This is a genomic window from Polynucleobacter sp. MWH-UH2A, assembly GCF_018687195.1.
In the GTDB taxonomy this organism is placed as follows: Bacteria; Pseudomonadota; Gammaproteobacteria; order Burkholderiales; family Burkholderiaceae; genus Polynucleobacter.
In genome coordinates, this window is the sequence record NZ_CP061321.1 from 856205 (window position 1) to 871596 (window position 15392).

At 44.6% G+C, this 15392-nt stretch carries 11 protein-coding genes and 1 tRNA gene; 5 read left to right on the plus strand and 7 right to left on the minus strand.

What is annotated here, in order from left to right:
• The first annotated feature begins 72 nt into the window (after positions 1-72).
• Both nadB and IC571_RS04565 read left to right on the plus strand, forming a co-directional pair.
• Positions 73-1728, plus strand: coding sequence for an L-aspartate oxidase (gene nadB / locus IC571_RS04560; protein ID WP_215317628.1), 1656 nt, complete (start codon positions 73-75; stop codon positions 1726-1728).
• Positions 1729-1812: 84 nt separating this feature from the next.
• A complete protein-coding gene (locus IC571_RS04565; RefSeq protein WP_215317629.1) occupies positions 1813-3192 on the plus strand; it encodes a TAXI family TRAP transporter solute-binding subunit in 1380 nt (459 codons plus the stop codon).
• Positions 3193-3206: 14 nt separating this feature from the next.
• Here the strand turns inward: IC571_RS04565 and nadC are convergent, their stop codons facing one another.
• From nadC to pgi, 4 genes are all read right to left on the minus strand, one after another.
• Positions 3207-4064, minus strand: coding sequence for a carboxylating nicotinate-nucleotide diphosphorylase (nadC, locus tag IC571_RS04570; protein WP_215317630.1), 858 nt, complete (start codon positions 4062-4064; stop codon positions 3207-3209).
• An 80-nt stretch (positions 4065-4144) separates the two neighbouring features.
• On the minus strand, positions 4145-5272 hold the full coding sequence (gene nadA / locus IC571_RS04575) for a quinolinate synthase NadA (protein WP_215317631.1): 1128 nt from the start codon (positions 5270-5272) through the stop codon (positions 4145-4147).
• Between the two features lie 39 nt (positions 5273-5311).
• Entirely contained in the window at positions 5312-6697 is a 1386-nt protein-coding gene (locus IC571_RS04580) for a phosphomannomutase/phosphoglucomutase (protein WP_215317632.1), read from the minus strand.
• Between the two features lie 5 nt (positions 6698-6702).
• Positions 6703-8205, minus strand: coding sequence for a glucose-6-phosphate isomerase (gene pgi, locus IC571_RS04585; protein ID WP_215317633.1), 1503 nt, complete (start codon positions 8203-8205; stop codon positions 6703-6705).
• A gap of 142 nt (positions 8206-8347) precedes the next feature.
• Here pgi and IC571_RS04590 point away from each other — a divergent pair, with 142 nt between their 5' ends.
• The 3 genes from IC571_RS04590 to IC571_RS04600 all read left to right on the plus strand — a co-directional run bounded on the left by IC571_RS04590 (position 8348) and on the right by IC571_RS04600 (position 10316).
• On the plus strand, positions 8348-9484 hold the full coding sequence (locus IC571_RS04590) for an NAD(P)/FAD-dependent oxidoreductase (RefSeq protein WP_215317634.1): 1137 nt from the start codon (positions 8348-8350) through the stop codon (positions 9482-9484).
• A 34-nt stretch (positions 9485-9518) separates the two neighbouring features.
• A tRNA-Ser gene (locus tag IC571_RS04595) sits at positions 9519-9606 on the plus strand.
• Between the two features lie 242 nt (positions 9607-9848).
• A complete protein-coding gene (locus IC571_RS04600) occupies positions 9849-10316 on the plus strand; it encodes a putative 2OG-Fe(II) oxygenase (protein WP_215317635.1) in 468 nt (155 codons plus the stop codon).
• 38 nt (positions 10317-10354) lie between these two features.
• Here the strand turns inward: IC571_RS04600 and IC571_RS04605 are convergent, their stop codons facing one another.
• The 3 genes from IC571_RS04605 to IC571_RS04615 are packed head-to-tail and all read right to left on the minus strand — an operon-like array spanning position 10355 to position 15192.
• Complete coding sequence (locus IC571_RS04605; protein WP_215317636.1) at positions 10355-11818, minus strand: mechanosensitive ion channel family protein; 1464 nt, start codon at positions 11816-11818, stop codon at positions 10355-10357.
• 8 nt (positions 11819-11826) lie between these two features.
• Complete coding sequence (locus IC571_RS04610) at positions 11827-13776, minus strand: methyl-accepting chemotaxis protein (protein ID WP_215317637.1); 1950 nt, start codon at positions 13774-13776, stop codon at positions 11827-11829.
• Between the two features lie 36 nt (positions 13777-13812).
• A complete protein-coding gene (locus IC571_RS04615) occupies positions 13813-15192 on the minus strand; it encodes a hypothetical protein (protein WP_215317638.1) in 1380 nt (459 codons plus the stop codon).
• Between the last annotated feature and the right edge of the window lie 200 nt (positions 15193-15392).

The window sequence follows — 15392 nt, forward strand, 5'->3', positions numbered from 1 at the left end:
GTAAAAGGGCTCCTTTGGAGCCTTTTTACTTGGTAAAACCAAAATAGATTTGCCCCTTAAAATAACCCTCTTATGGCCAGTTTCAAACCATCTTCCTCGCAAACTCAAAATGAGTTGCCTGTTCTCATTATTGGGGCAGGGCTTGCAGGCTTAACAGTTGCTCTGCATATGGCAGAGAGCCAGCCCGTCATTTTGATGGCTAAGCGTGGATTGAATGAAGCAGCAACTGCATGGGCGCAAGGCGGCATCGTTGGCGTAGTTGATAAAGAGCATGACAGTATTGATGCTCATGTGGCCGACACTTTAAATGCAGGTGCAGGCTTAGTGGTGGAATCTACTGCACGCTACATTGCTGAAGAAAGTGCCGAGGCAATTAAATGGTTGGTGGAGCAGGGTGTTCCCTTTACAGAAGATAAATCTGGTCCGATGGGTTTGCATCTGACACGTGAAGGTGGACATAGTCATCGCCGCATTGCGCACGCTGCTGATGCCACAGGCAAAGCGATTCATGAAGTGTTGCTCGATAAGGCAAAAGCACATAAAAATATTCAGATTCTGGAGCATTGGATTGCTTTAGATCTTATTACCAATCGACACCTCGATGCCAAGACACAGCGCACTAAACCCAATCGTTGTTATGGTGTTTACGCTCTAGACATTCAAAATAATCGGGTAGAAACGATTGCTGCAAAGTCGGTCGTGCTAGCTACCGGCGGTGTGGGTAAGGTCTATCGCTATACCAGCAACCCTGATACCGCAACAGGTGATGGTATCGCTATGGCTTGGCGTGCTGGCTGCCGTGTTGGTAATATGGAATTTATTCAGTTTCATCCAACTTGCTTGTATCACCCTAGTGACAGAACATTCTTGATTACTGAGGCTATGCGTGGTGAAGGTGGCTTATTAAAGCTGCCAAACGGTACGCGTTTTATGCCCGAGCATGATGAGCGTAATGAATTAGCGCCTCGCGATATCGTCGCACGCGCTATCGACTTTGAAATGAAAAAGCACGGCTTAGATTACGTGCACCTAGATGCCACACATTTAGGCGAAGCATTTATTAAAGAGCATTTTCCAATGATCTATGCCCGTTGCTTAAGCTTGGGACTGGATATCACTAAAGAACCTATTCCAGTAGTTCCTGCGGCGCACTATACCTGTGGTGGTGTCGTCACGGACCTCAAGGGCCGTACAGACTTACCAGGTCTTTATGCCGTAGGTGAGGCTACTTATACTGGTTTGCATGGCGCCAATCGTTTAGCTAGTAACTCATTATTAGAGTGTGTTGTGATTGGTAAGGCGACAGCCGATGATATTTCTGCAATCAATACTCCAGAAGTGCCAAATCTTCCCCTTTGGGATGAGAGCCAAGTTGAGGATGCTGATGAGCAGGTGGTTATTGCGCACAACTGGGATGAATTGCGCTCACTCATGTGGAACTATGTCGGCATCGTGCGAACCAATCGCCGATTAGAGCGTGCGCTACATCGCATTAAGTTGCTGCGTTACGAAGTGCAGGAGTATTACGCGAACTTTAAAGTCACGCGCGACCTGATTGAATTGCGTAATTTGCTCGAATGTGCTGAACTCATCGTGCGTTCAGCTCTGATGCGTAGAGAAAGTAGGGGATTGCACTACAGTCGTGATTACCCTGGAACCTGGGCAGTGTCCTACCCAACCATTCTGACGCCGCAAGTGGATGGCGCCGAGAGCGCTCCAGAAGCTTAAGCTCTAAAAGCTTCAGAATTACCGAGACTAATCCGAGTCCAACTCGTTTAATGCTAAGCTAAAGCATCTATTTCAGGAGTGCCTATGGCCAGCTTTAAAGAGGATGTTTCTGAGCATATTGGCGCCGTATATCAAACGGTGATCGATGAGGCAAAAAGCTGGTTTAGCCTCTTAAAAGAAATCTGGCCACTACTGTTTCTCCTATTGCTCGGTCTGAGTATTCTGCTGTGGTTTGCTAAACCCGCCCCTCCTAATAAGGTGCTGATGGCAACGGGAGTCGGCGGATCTTACAAAGCCCTTGGTGAGCAATATCAAACCTACTTTAAAAGTAAAGGCATTCACCTAGAGCTGGTTGAAACATATGGCTCTCAAGAAAATTTGCAGCGCCTGATTGATCGTAAGGATCCAATTCAAGCAGCGTTTGTGCAGGGAGGTCTCATTGGCGCCGATAATCTATCGGGCGTAGAGTCTTTGGGTAGCGTAGATTTTGAACCAGTCTGGGTTTTCTATCGCCACAAACTATACGATGAGACTAAGCATATCTTGGACCGTGATATTGCCAAACTCAAAATCAATATTGGCCCAGTCGGTAGCGGCACGCACACTCAAGCTTTAAACATTCTCAAGCTTAATGATATATCAGCAAACTCCCCAAACTTACTTTCATTGCCAAATGCGGATGGTGTTGATGCATTGCTGCGCGGGGAGATTGATGCTCTCATCTTGGTCGATGGTTTTGAATCTAAGAATGTTCAAAAGCTCATTAAAAACCCGGAAATTCATTTGGCAAACTTTGGTAGAGCGAATGCTTATACCCGTTTAATGCCATATTTTGAGGAGCTGACTGTTCCTATGGGCGGCTTTGATTTGGGAAAAAATATTCCTGATCATCCGATACAACTGATCTCGACAACCACGAATTTATTGATCGATGACAGGCTTCATCCGGCGATCCAGGCGCTCTTCTTAGAAGCGGCTAAAGAGATCAATGGCAAAAAATCCTACTTTGCTAAGTCAGGTCAATTTCCAAGTTACCTCAATACCGAAGCGCCCTTAAGTGGTGAGGCCAAGTATTACTACGAGAAGGGCATGCCAGCCCTGATGAAATATCTGCCTTTTTGGCTTGCCGAATTTATTGAGCGGATGTTTGTGTTGCTCTTGCCATTTGCGGCTTTTGCCTACCCAATTATTAAATCGATTCCGACATACCGAACGAATTTAGCTAAAAAACAGATTAACTCGGTATACAAAGAGCTCGATAAGTTTGAAAAAGACACGTTGGAATCTTTTGATCCCAATCGGCTAGAGCAATATATTGAGGTACTCAATGCAATGGAGCTGAGAGTTCTTAATTCGAAAGCATCCAAGCTTGCTACAGCCGATTGCTATAGTCTGCGAAACAATATTGAATTTATTCGTAATGCTCTAGAAAAGCAGATGCTCTATAAAGACAAAGAGGCTTAAAGAGTTAAAGAGAATTAACCTAGGATGCGCATTGAGAAATCCACCGCAATCACATCTTTAGTGAGTTTGCCCAGAGAGATGCGATCTACCCCTGTAGAAGCAATAGCGCGCATTTGATCCAAATTGATTCCACCGGAGGCTTCTAGCAATGCGCGGCCAGCAGTGATGGCTACTGCTTGCTTCATTTGATCGGTATTAAAGTTGTCAATCAAGATGCTTTTAGCCCCAGCAGCTAGTGCTTCTTCTAATTCGGCAAAATTCTCAACCTCAATCTGAATATCTACACCAGAGTTCAAGGCCTGTGCATTTTTAAGAGCCGCAGTCACGCTACCTGCTGCTGCAATATGATTTTCTTTAATCAGAATGCCATGCCATAGGGTAAGACGTTGATTTTGGCCACCACCAATTCGCACCGCATACTTTTGGGCTTGGCGTAATCCAGGAATAGTCTTGCGAGTATCAAGTACTGCACAACCCTTAGGGTTAGGACTCGCGCCAGCAATGGCATCGACGTGTTGGCGTGTAATGCTAGCTGTCCAAGATAGGGTCTGTAGAAAATTAATGCAGGTGCGCTCAGCGGAGAGCAGGGCTTGAGAGTCCGCCGATATATCGCAGACCTTGGTATCGGCCTTCATCATGTCGCCTTCCATGTAATGCCACGTAACCTTGGCATTAGGATCTAATTTCTTAAGAGTGCCCTCAAACCAATCTACTCCACACAGCACCGCATCTTGGCGAACAATCAATTGGGCTTGCACTGATTTATTGGGTACCAGCTTGGCAGTCCAATCACAGATGCCCATATCTTCCAACAACGCATCATGAATATTGCGTTGGCGAGCTTGCTCTAAGGTTTCGTTGAAGTCGAACATGAATAAATTAAAGAAATGGAGTAATTAAATAAGCAATGAACAAAAGCCAAAAGAAGTGAACTAAATCAACTAAATAAACCTTAAGCAGCGCCAATATTTTTAACAAAGCCGTGCTGCGCTTTTGCTAAGAGCTCAGGGTGACTTGTTGTGAAATCCAGCATCCGTTCAATACAACCTAAAGCTTGTGTACGAATGGTTTCATCAACAAAGATTTCACCAGAGGCGTTTTCTAAGCAATCCAAAATGCCCTGTAAGCCATTCATGGCCATCCAAGGGCAGTGCGCACAGCTTTTGCAGGTAGCACTGTTGCCAGCAGTTGGGGCCTCAATGAGTTTCTTATTGGGGGCAAGTTGGCGCATGCGATGCAAGATGCCTTTATCAGTTGCCACAATATATTCAGTGGCAGAGCCTTCAACAACGGCTTTGAGCATGGCAGAAGTAGAGCCTACGACATCGGCTAAATCAACCACAGCTTGTGGCGATTCAGGGTGAACCAAGATCTTGGCATTCGGGTGAGCGGCTTTGAGGATCTCTAATTCAGCAGCCTTGAATTCATCATGGACAATGCAAGCGCCATTCCAGAGCAACATATCAGCACCGGTTTGCTCTTGAATATATCTACCTAAGTGGCGATCTGGTGCCCATAGAATCTTTTTACCATCCACTTTTAGTTGATGAACAATCGCAAGAGCACAGGAGCTCGTGACCATCCAATCGGCCTGAGCTTTTACTGCAGCCGAGGTATTGGCATAGACCACCACTACTCGATCAGGGTGAGCAGCGCGGAACTTGGCAAAGTCAGTAGCATCACAACCCAAATCAAGGGAGCAGGTGGCATCTAAGTCTGGCATGAAGATGCGTTTTTCTGGGCTCAGAATCTTGGCAGTCTCACCCATAAAGCGCACACCAGCTACAATTAAATTCTTAGCGGAGTGATTTTTACCAAAGCGGGCCATCTCCAAAGAGTCAGCAACAAAACCACCAGTCTCTAGCGCTAAATCTTGAATGTCTCCATCAACATAGTAGTGCGCCACTAAAGCAGCATCTTTCTCCACAAGCAATTGTTTAATGCGGGCAATAACAGCTGCTTTCTCAGGACCGGCGAGGTGGGGCGGCACTTTGGCCCAAGCTTGGGCAGTGCAGGTAACTCCAGCGGAGTCTTGCTGGGGGTAATCAAAAGCAATTGGGGTGCTTACAGTGGAATTCATATGAAATCTTAATTCACTTCACAGGTTTTTGTGCGAGTACTAAAATGGCAACTTCGCATCCGGTTTAGCTACTAAAAACACCGCTTTAAACTCTGCCTGAATACGGGCAATCGCTTCTTCGGTATCAGCCTCAAAGCGCATCACCACTACTGGGGTGGTATTTGATGGTCTTGCAAGACCAAAGCCATCTTTATATTCCACGCGCACACCATCAATGGTGTTAATGGATTCAGAAGTAGGGAACTTGGCATTGGCTTTGATGACTTCCAAGAGTTCAAAAGGTTCACCTTCAGCACAAGCCAGCTGTAATTCTGGTGTGCAGATGGCATTGGGTAAGTCGTTGAGTGTTTTATTGGGATCTTTCTCTTTGGAGAGAATCTCCAGCAATCGTGCGCCAGTGTAAAGACCATCATCAAAACCAAACCAACGGTCTTTAAAGAAGATGTGACCCGACATTTCACCAGCAAGGGGAGCGCCAGTCTCTTTGAGCTTGGCTTTAACTAAAGAGTGACCGGTTTTCCACATGAGTGGCTCACCACCATGCTGCTTAACCCAAGAGGCTAAGTTGCGAGTGCATTTGACATCATAAATAATCTGGCCACCCGCATTGCGAGAGAGTACGTCTTTGGCAAATAGCATCATTTGACGGTCAGGGAAAATCACTTGACCATCTTTTGTAACCACGCCTAAACGATCGGCATCGCCGTCAAAGGCCAGACCTAATTCATTATCAGTGGTTTGTAAGTTCTTAATGAGATCTTGCAGATTCTCAAGATGGGCTGGATCGGGGTGATGATTTGGAAAATGACCATCGACTTCGCAAAAGAGTTCTTGCACTTCGCAGCCCAGCGCTCTAAATAATTGACCTGCAAATGCGCCACCAACACCATTGCCGCAATCAACAGCAATTTTCATTGGGCGGGCCAATTTCACATCGCCAACAATATGCTTGAGGTACATCGGGAATATATCGAATGTGCTGCGTGCTCCTTTGCCTATAGCAAAGTCTTTGGCTTCAATGCGCTTACGTAGATCCTGAATCTGATCGCCATAAATAGCAGCACCACCGAGAACCATCTTAAAGCCGTTGTAGTTTGGTGGATTGTGGCTGCCGGTAATCATGATGCCGGACTTGGGTTTTTTGCCATCTAGCACTTGATTGGCGCCAAAGTACACCATTGGCGTAGCAACCATTCCCAGGTCAATCACATTAATACCGGTAGATAGCAGGCCTTCGGTCAGTGCTTCAATGAGGCTAGGGCCAGATAGGCGACCATCGCGACCAATCACGATTTCTGTTTCACCAAGATTACGCATTTCAGTACCAAATGCTTGGCCAATCAGCTTAGCAATTGATGGATCTAGCGTTTGATCAATGATGCCGCGAATATCGTAGGCTTTAAAAATCGATGGTGACAGTTGCATAGAGATTAATGATTTAGAAGATTAATACGCGCGGCAGTAACTGCGTCGATGCTGTCGCTTGCTTGAATATCGCTATCGCCAGTACTGAGTGCTTTTTCAATTGGTTTGGCAAGGACTTTGCCATATTCCACGCCAGGTTGGTCAAAGCTATTGATATTCCACAATGCACCTAAAGTAGCTGCACGGTTCTCATGCAGGGCAAGCAGGGCTCCAAGATAAAAAGCATTGAGCTCGGGCAGCAACAATAGGTTGCTAGGGCGCTTGCCTGGATAAACGTCGTTTGGATTGTCGGCAGACTTACCATGAGCCAAGGCCTGTGCTTGTGCAAGACAGTTGGACAATAAGATGCGGTGATGCGCCACAGCTTCTGGGCGATCACTCATTGGCTTGCGTACCGCGATGAAATCAATCGGAATGATTTCAGGGCCTTGATGAAAGAGCTGAAAGTAAGAATGCTGTGCGTTACTGCCTGCGCTACCAAAGACTACTGGCGATGAGTGCTTAACAGGTTTGCCATTTTTGCCAATGCTCTTGCCATTACTTTCCATGTCCAATTGCTGTAACCACTTCGGAAACCAATCCAAGGCATCAGCATAGGGAATGGCAGCATACGCTTTAATGTGGTACTTTTCCTGTTGGTGTAATAGTGCAAGCGCCATGATGGCTGGAAGATTTTCTTCCAGAGGGGCATTTCTGAAATGCACATCCATTGCATGTGCGCCAGCCAAGAATTCTTCGAAGGTCTTAAAGCCATACTGCAATGCAATCGGCAGGCCTACAGCTGACCATACCGAGTAGCGACCGCCGACCCAATCCCAAAATGGGAAGATGTGCTCTTCTTCAACACCAAATGCCTTAGCCGCTGGGACATTAGCAGTCACAGCATATAAAGTCTTGCTAATTTGGCTATTGGTAAGGTCATTCTCTTTGAGCCAGGCGACTACGGCCTTGGCGTTCATGGTGGTCTCTAAAGTTGTGAACGACTTAGAAACAATGATGACTCTGGTGCTATGCGGTAGTGCACGATTAAGGATGCGTGTTAATTCTGCGGTATCGATATTGGCCAGAAAATGCATGCGCATACCATGGCTTTCAATGCCTGGTACGTGTGCAAGTGCTTCAATTGCTAAACGAGGGCCAAAGTCAGAACCACCAATGCCAATATGAATAACGTCGGTAACGCCTACCCACTTATTGCAAAGTGCTTCGATGCGATGCCACACTTCTCTCACGGCTGGCATGACATCTTTGCCATCTAGGAGAACAGGGTCTTTTGAAAGGTTGCGCAGTGCGGAGTGCAGTGCAGGGCGATCTTCACTTTGGTTAATATGTTTGCCAGCAAACATATCAGCAATAAATTCAGGAAGCTTTGCTTTGCGGGCAAATGAAAAGAGATTTTCCCACTGCGCTGCACTGATATTTTGATAGGCCGTATCTAAAATGACATCTACTGCCGCAATAGCGGCTTTAGGTAGGTTTTGTGTAGTTTGGGAAGGCCGTGAGGACATTGCTAGATTTTATCAATAACTCTATGAAAACCCCCTTAAAACACTGAAAATGTTAGGATTTCAGTATATTTGCTAAGAATAAACACTAAGAGCAAAGATAAAGAACTAAGACGCAGAACAAAGAATAGGGCGAGACAAATAGATGGAGCAGGTTGATTGTGTTGTCGTTGGTGCTGGAGTAGTTGGTCTAGCTGTAGCTAGGGAGATGGCACTACAAGGTAGAGAAACCATTTTGCTCGAGCGCGAAAGCGCTTTCGGCACTGTCAGTAGTGCACGGAATAGCGAAGTCATTCACGCTGGCATTTATTACCCAAAAGATTCTTTAAAAGCCAAGTTATGCGTTGAAGGCAATCGATTGCTCTACGAATATTGTCGTAGTCATCAAGTCGCTACACAACCGTATGGCAAGCTCATCGTTGCAGCTGACCAAACTCAAATCGATGATTTGCAGGCCATTTTGTATAAAGCGCAAAACAATAGTGTGCCTGAAATCAAAATGATTTCAGGTGATGAGGCAAAGGCGCTTGAGTCAAATCTGCAATGTTCAGCAGCTATTCTCTCGTCAACTACCGGTATTGTGGATAGTCACGGTTATATGCTTTCTTTGTTAGGAGGCTTTGAAGATGCGGGCGGCATGGTTGCTTACCAGTCACCATTGCTCAGCGGAAAGCCAATTGGCAAGAATGCCGAAGCTGGGTATCAATTGGAAATTGGCGGTGTAGATGGAATGCAAATTCAAACAAAATTACTCATCAATTGCGCAGGTATGAGCGCACCAGCAGTGGCACAAAAAATTGAGGGATTGGCAAAAGAGCAAATACCCAAAGCCTACTTTGCAAAAGGCAATTACTTTTCCCTTTCAGGTAAATCGCCGTTTACCCACTTAATCTATCCAATACCTGAACCTGGTGGCCTTGGTGTGCATCTCACCTTGGATATGGGTGGACAAGCCAAGTTTGGTCCTGATGTCGAGTGGCTGGATATTGATGCAGAAGAACAGATTGATTACACGGTAGACCCAAAGCGAGGCGATGGCTTTTATGAGGCTGTGCGACGCTACTGGCCAGGTCTTAAAGATGGGGCTTTGCAGCCAGATTATTCGGGAGTAAGGGCCAAAATTGTTCCGCCTAATGCGCCAGCAGGGGACTTTTGCTTTAATGGACCCAGTGACCACGGAATGCATGGACTCTACAACCTATATGGCTTTGAGTCGCCTGGATTAACGTCTAGTTTGGCTATTGCTAAGTATTTAGAGGCTGAAATCAAAAGTTCTTTATAATCTAGGGCTTGAATCCAACCAGTTTCACATCTAAGGAAGAGTGGCAGAGCGGTTGAATGCACCAGTCTTGAAAACTGGCGACTGTAATAGGTCCGTGAGTTCGAATCTCACCTCTTCCGCCAAGTCAATAGGTATTACAAGGGTTTGTAGAGATACAACATCCTTGTTACCAAATTTGTTACCAAAATTAAGCTTGCTATGCCAAGTACAATTTGAGAGATGTTCAAATATGTAAATGGAGCTATAGGATATGGGTGGTAGTCTATTAAACGAGGTTATCCCATTTCAAACTAAATTTTATTGGGCTAACCTTCCTGACCAGTCTCATCTGATTTCGGTTGTCAGAAATTTAAGGGATTGCGATATGTCGGATGTTGTTATAAGCAATCGTGGTGGCTGGCAGAGCCCTCCATATAATCGCGGCCAAATATCAGAGTTTGACCCTTTATTTGATCTCGTATACGAACATATCACTGAGGCCTATGAGCAATTTGGGATAAAGAAAAAACCGAAAGATGGTGGTTTTTGGGTAAATATTAATAAAAAATACGATTACAACATTAGCCATAATCACCCATCAGCCTTTTTTGCAGCAGTTATATACCTAAAGGCACCAAAAAATTCTGGTTGTTTTGTAATGGAGCGTCCTGATCCCCTTGATGATTTCCTGCGTGTTGACGAGAGAAATCCAAATAGCTATTGCACTTGGAGCGTTCCGACCGATGAAAATAAATTAATTATTTTCCCGGCCTACATACGTCACTATGTCGAGCAAAACCTGACTGAAGAAGATGATGATGAGCGCATATCAATTGCCTTCAACTTTGGTTAAGCGGGCTTTAGTTTTTGATTTCCAGGTCGAATACCTTTTTACTGTAAGGTTTTCGAGCTTACAGTAGCGGGAGGGAATAGATGGTGCATTTGTGCAGTCATCGCCATAAACCGCTCCTCATCCCAAATCATTCCCGATTTGATGTCTAACTCCATCAAGTTTTTGGCAACTTGGTTCAGTGTATTGGGGTTCGAATTAAACAGATCCTGAAGGCCGGCAACACTAATTTCGCAGATCAAACTCGGTGTGCGTGTTTTAACGGTGGTTGTATGAACATTGCCAAGTAGAGTTGCAAATGCATCAAATAGATCGCCTGGCCTGAGGATGCTTGGCAATGAGGGTCTGTGTGCAACAGCTCGGCCACCACTGGTATAAAGCAGGCCTTCTAATACTAAGTACATCTCGCTTCCAACTTCTCCGGTTTGGACCACCACTTTGTCGGCTTGAATGCTTCTTAATCTGACATGCTGAACCAATATCGCTAAATCCTCAGCGGAAATATTTCTAAAGATTGGGGCTGCACTAATAAGTGCGCTAAGCCGAGCGTTATCGGGGGCCGCAAAGCTAGCATCAGCTATTGGATCTTCGCCAGTTTTATGGCCTGCAGGTTTTAAGCCGGCCTTTGCTAAGTGCAAAATAACTGCTTGTTGAATCTTCCAGGTAGCTTCCGCGATATGTTGATACTCAGACTCAAAGTTAATTAAATACTCAACACCATCATTTTTGATTGCTTTTATCCCAATTTTGGGTAGTGAGCCATACTGGCCCATGACTTCAGTAAGGGCATCAATGGTGGCTGACTGCAAAATTCTCATAGCCCTAGCAGTAGGTACGCGACCATCGATAGTGATAGATACAGATCGACCACTGGCCTTAGATGCGCTAAAGTTCGTGATCGTAAATGAGCTAAATTTGCTGTTAGGAAAAGAGATAACCTCGCCATTGGTGTCTTCGATCTGGGTTGATCTCCAGCTAATTTCAAGTAGCTGCCCAACGATTTTGTCATCCCCGGCCTTGTGTATCTGCACAAAATCTCCAATTGCAACGCTACGGTCAATGTTGAGCGCAATGCCTGCAAAAACGTCTTGTAGCAACTCTTTTAACGCCATACCAAGAACCAAACCTGCTACGCCTGAGGCGGCCCATAGAACAGTAAGGTCTTGATCAAAAACAATGTTGGCGCATGCTGCAACCGTAATGATGAAAATCAGTAGGCTGGTAATTTGCGAGAGAAGTTTTGGAACGACAAATCCGGTGGCGCTGAGAATGATGCCCTCAAAAACGACCAGACGAACAATTCGATTTAAAAGCAAGCCTATTGCTATGAAGGCAACAATACCTAATACATACTTTAAGAACTTCTTCGTGCTGTCAACAGCAGCAATTCCGAATGCTTGATAGGCATCTCCACCAAAATAAAAAACAGAGAGCACGGCAACGGACACAATTAGCGGCAACGCTAATTGCTGAACCGTACTTTTTAATTTTGGGCTGGTAGACAAAATATTTCCTAGCTTGTCTTAATGCGATCAGTTTCTTTTTTCAATGACTGCGCCGTACCAACTAAGGCCTGCATGGTCACGGAGATTTCTTCTGCTGCCGCTGCGGTAGACTGCCCAATGAGTTTGAGCTCTAAGACTTTGTCTTTGAGTGTTTTCATCATGGAGTTTTGTTGCTCGACAGATGTTGCGATGCTTTGAACGGTAGTGCCATTTTGACGAGACAAATCTACGATTTCATGAATGGCTGTTTTGGCTGAGCCAGCTCCATGTACGCCTTCTTCAACAGTATCAGTCGCCTCACTAATTAAAGATTTAATGGAGCGGGTGGCTTCAGCCACCTCTTCGGCAAGAGCGGTAATCTTGTTAGCGATTAAGCCGAACCCCGCACCTTCATTGCCAGCCCTTAGAGCCTCTAATCCGGCATTTAAAGCTAGAACGTATGTTTTTTCTGCAATGTCGCCAATAAGTTCGCTAATTTGATTAATCTGCTTATTCTTTTCGGAGATTCCATTGACAGTTTCAGAGAGTACGCTCAGCGTTTCTTCGCCATTCTCAGCGGCATCGGCAGCCTTTTGTGCAAGAGTGGCACCTTTTTCTGTTGAGCGAACAATTTCTGAGATTGCAGATACGGTTTGCTCGATGGCGGCGGAAATTTCCACTAAATTTACCGTCTGGTTATGGGCATGCTCAGATACATCTTTAGATGCGGCGCTTGTTTGAGTGGCTGATACAGTTACCTTTTCTGTGGATTCGATTACATTATTTAAAACGCCACTTAACTGATCGACGGCGGCATTTAGATTTTGCTTGATGGCCGCAAATTCGCCCTGGAAGTTACCTTCAATTTTGTAAGTTAAATCTCCTTTTGCAATCGTTGTTGCAAAATTACTAATAGAGTCAAGCAAAGAGACAAGTGCATCAAGACTGCGGTTGACGTTTGCCTTTAGTGCCTTGAGTTCTCCTGCATAATCTCCAGTGATCCGCCCGCGAATATCGCCGGATGCTAATTTAGCCATTACATTGGCGATCTCATTCATTGGAGCTGTGAGATTTTCCATTAGTTCATTCACGCCATTAACAAGATTTCCAAATGCCCCTGGATGTTGCTTGGCATCAGCGCGAGCTGAGAGCGATCCTTCTTTGGCGGCATTGATCTGTTCACGCAAATCACGCTCAACCTTTTGTAAGGTTTTGGCAATTGCGGCAGTAGATCTAATAATTTGACCAATTTCATCATGTGATCCGTCGTCAGTGATTTCAATATTCAAGTCACCTACTGCCATTTTTTCAATTGCATTGTTTGCAACTTCAAGCGGCTTGGTAATCATAAAAATGATTTTGTAGGCTAAGTAGCAACTGATTGCAATTGCAAGTACTATCATTGCTATAAGGAATTTTTTACTCAATGAGCTTGTAACTAGATGTTCGTCGTATACCTCTTTGGCAACTCGAACCTGTAGGGCGGAGAGGTCGGATAGTTGAAATACGATTGGGTCAATTGCTTCAGCTAAGCCTCTGTCGGCGAAACGGGCAATTGCATTACCATCTCTGTCCTTGATATTTTGACGCAATGTTCTTAAGCTTGCTTCCGCAGCGCGCATTTTTTCTTTAACCATATCTGCTTTTGCAGCCTCCTCAGGCACAAGATAGGTTGATAAGTAGGTTTTCCATTCCTTCTCAATGAGGGCTTGACCTTCATCAAAGGATTTAAGCGCCTCATCATAGCCAATAGATTTAGCTACTAATTTACGCGTTGCCCCCATCATGTAGATGGAATATCCATCACGAACGTTGAGTAGTTGACCAAGACACTCGACGCGGTCGACATATATCGTGGTGAGAGCTTTTTCGCCTTCGGTTGTGGTTTTCATGCCATCCCAGCCAATTAGGCATATAAAAAAAAGTAGTGGCGACACCAGCAAAATCAATTTGTTCTTGATGGAGAGATTTTTTATCATGATTGCTTTCCTGAGGGGCTTATATTGATGTATGTGCTAGTTAGTGCGATACCAGCCACAAAATGCATTTTTAGTAATTTTATTTAATGATGTTGGCGGAGGGTCGGACAGCGCTGAGGAGTTAAGCAGCATTTCACAGCGCCCATTTTCAACCCTAATAGCGCTAAATATTTTGGCGGCAGATTTGGGCATGATTGGAAGGGGCTCCCATGGTGCTAATTTGCTTGGTTCATAAATATTTGGCGCCAAAAATATAAGATTTTTATTTGCAGAGTTTCGCACTGTAATCGCGCGCCGCTCATTTATATGTGACGACTCGCCAGAATTCAGTTTTGTAATTTGGCATAAGTCGAATGTTGGTAGAGCACGCTTAAAAGGCTTTTGCTTGATGCTAGCTGTCAAGGTTTTATTATCAACATGAGCAATCACTTCAGTTGGTAGTACCAAGTCAAACATTCCAAGATTAACGCCAATTCCGGCATTGTTTTGAATTGTTTTGATTTCATTAAAGCCAATCTTTTCGCGTGGATTTGAGTCAATCAACTTGAAAATGCCCTCATGAATGGGGCCATCCCCATCCTTTGTAATGTCATCAACGCTCAACAATCTAGTTGCCCCATATTTGGGGTGATTGATCCAAATTATTTTTTTCTGCCCATCTCTAATAATATGGAATAGGGAGATAGGAATGGATTCAATGCCCAAGATGCTCTCAACCGTTATAACGGTTGATGAGTTTGCATCAGAGTATCCAATCGACCAGAGTTCTCTCTGCTCTTGGGCGCCTTCTTGTTTTAGCCACCTGCTTAAAGAGATTCCCTTTACTAAATCATCGTTTTGAAGGGTAACAATTTGTTTAAAAGAATCAAGCTGATCAATTTTTTTGTGGTGCTCGATGAAGTCTACGCATTCAATATCAAATGCATATAGATTCTGATTAGCTTGCAAAATGAGCGCTGACCTTGATGGCATTACTAGGGCTTGCTCATATTCGATTGCGTTAATCGATTTTTTATTGAGAAGAATAAAGTCCTCAAGTAGTGCATCAATATCACCCCCAATGCTAGGAATCTCATCGTGGCCAAGGTAGTCACTGGCATTTAATGTGACTATCGAATCAATCAATAGGCGAATAAGACCCTTTTTGGTTTGAAGTATTACGCAGTACTTGCCGCATGATTCTTTTTCGCCCAGATGGGTGCTTAGATTGAAGACTGGTGTTGTCCCAAAATTTCCTGACATCAACCCCTCAAAAGGAGGCTTTCCAAATGGTATGCGTGCAATTAAGCCTGTTGGTTCAACTAGCACAACTGATGAGATAGGAAATTTGCGAAGAGATTTGCCAAAAGAACAAATCATCGTAGGCTCTTTTGAGTCCTTCAAGAGTAAATTTGATGGTTTGGTGCTTTTAGTCATAACAGGGGCTCAATTCTATCGTGCTTCATAGAGTGCGCTAAGGACTTTTCTTGCTTGTAAATAAATGCCCCATATTTATGATTTTTATCAATTAACGGGATATTTTCGGTAAAATCGCTCGAATTTATCAATATTATTCAGTCACTTATATATATCGGCATTCGCTTCGCTCACCAAATTAATGAAAAACCTCTCTCTTT

Excerpts from the sequence above, each read along its gene's own strand:
- nadC (WP_215317630.1), bottom strand. The coding sequence starts at position 4,064 with ATGTTCGACTTCAACGAAACCTTAGAGCAAGCTCGCCAACGCAATATT.
- nadB (WP_215317628.1), top strand. The coding sequence starts at position 73 with ATGGCCAGTTTCAAACCATCTTCCTCGCAAACTCAAAATGAGTTGCCT.
- pgi (WP_215317633.1), bottom strand. The coding sequence starts at position 8,205 with ATGTCCTCACGGCCTTCCCAAACTACACAAAACCTACCTAAAGCCGCT.
- IC571_RS04600 (WP_215317635.1), top strand. The coding sequence starts at position 9,849 with ATGTCGGATGTTGTTATAAGCAATCGTGGTGGCTGGCAGAGCCCTCCA.
- IC571_RS04610 (WP_215317637.1), bottom strand. The coding sequence starts at position 13,776 with ATGATAAAAAATCTCTCCATCAAGAACAAATTGATTTTGCTGGTGTCG.
- IC571_RS04580 (WP_215317632.1), bottom strand. The coding sequence starts at position 6,697 with ATGCAACTGTCACCATCGATTTTTAAAGCCTACGATATTCGCGGCATC.
- IC571_RS04565 (WP_215317629.1), top strand. The coding sequence starts at position 1,813 with ATGGCCAGCTTTAAAGAGGATGTTTCTGAGCATATTGGCGCCGTATAT.
- IC571_RS04590 (WP_215317634.1), top strand. The coding sequence starts at position 8,348 with ATGGAGCAGGTTGATTGTGTTGTCGTTGGTGCTGGAGTAGTTGGTCTA.
- nadA (WP_215317631.1), bottom strand. The coding sequence starts at position 5,272 with ATGAATTCCACTGTAAGCACCCCAATTGCTTTTGATTACCCCCAGCAA.
- IC571_RS04615 (WP_215317638.1), bottom strand. The coding sequence starts at position 15,192 with ATGACTAAAAGCACCAAACCATCAAATTTACTCTTGAAGGACTCAAAA.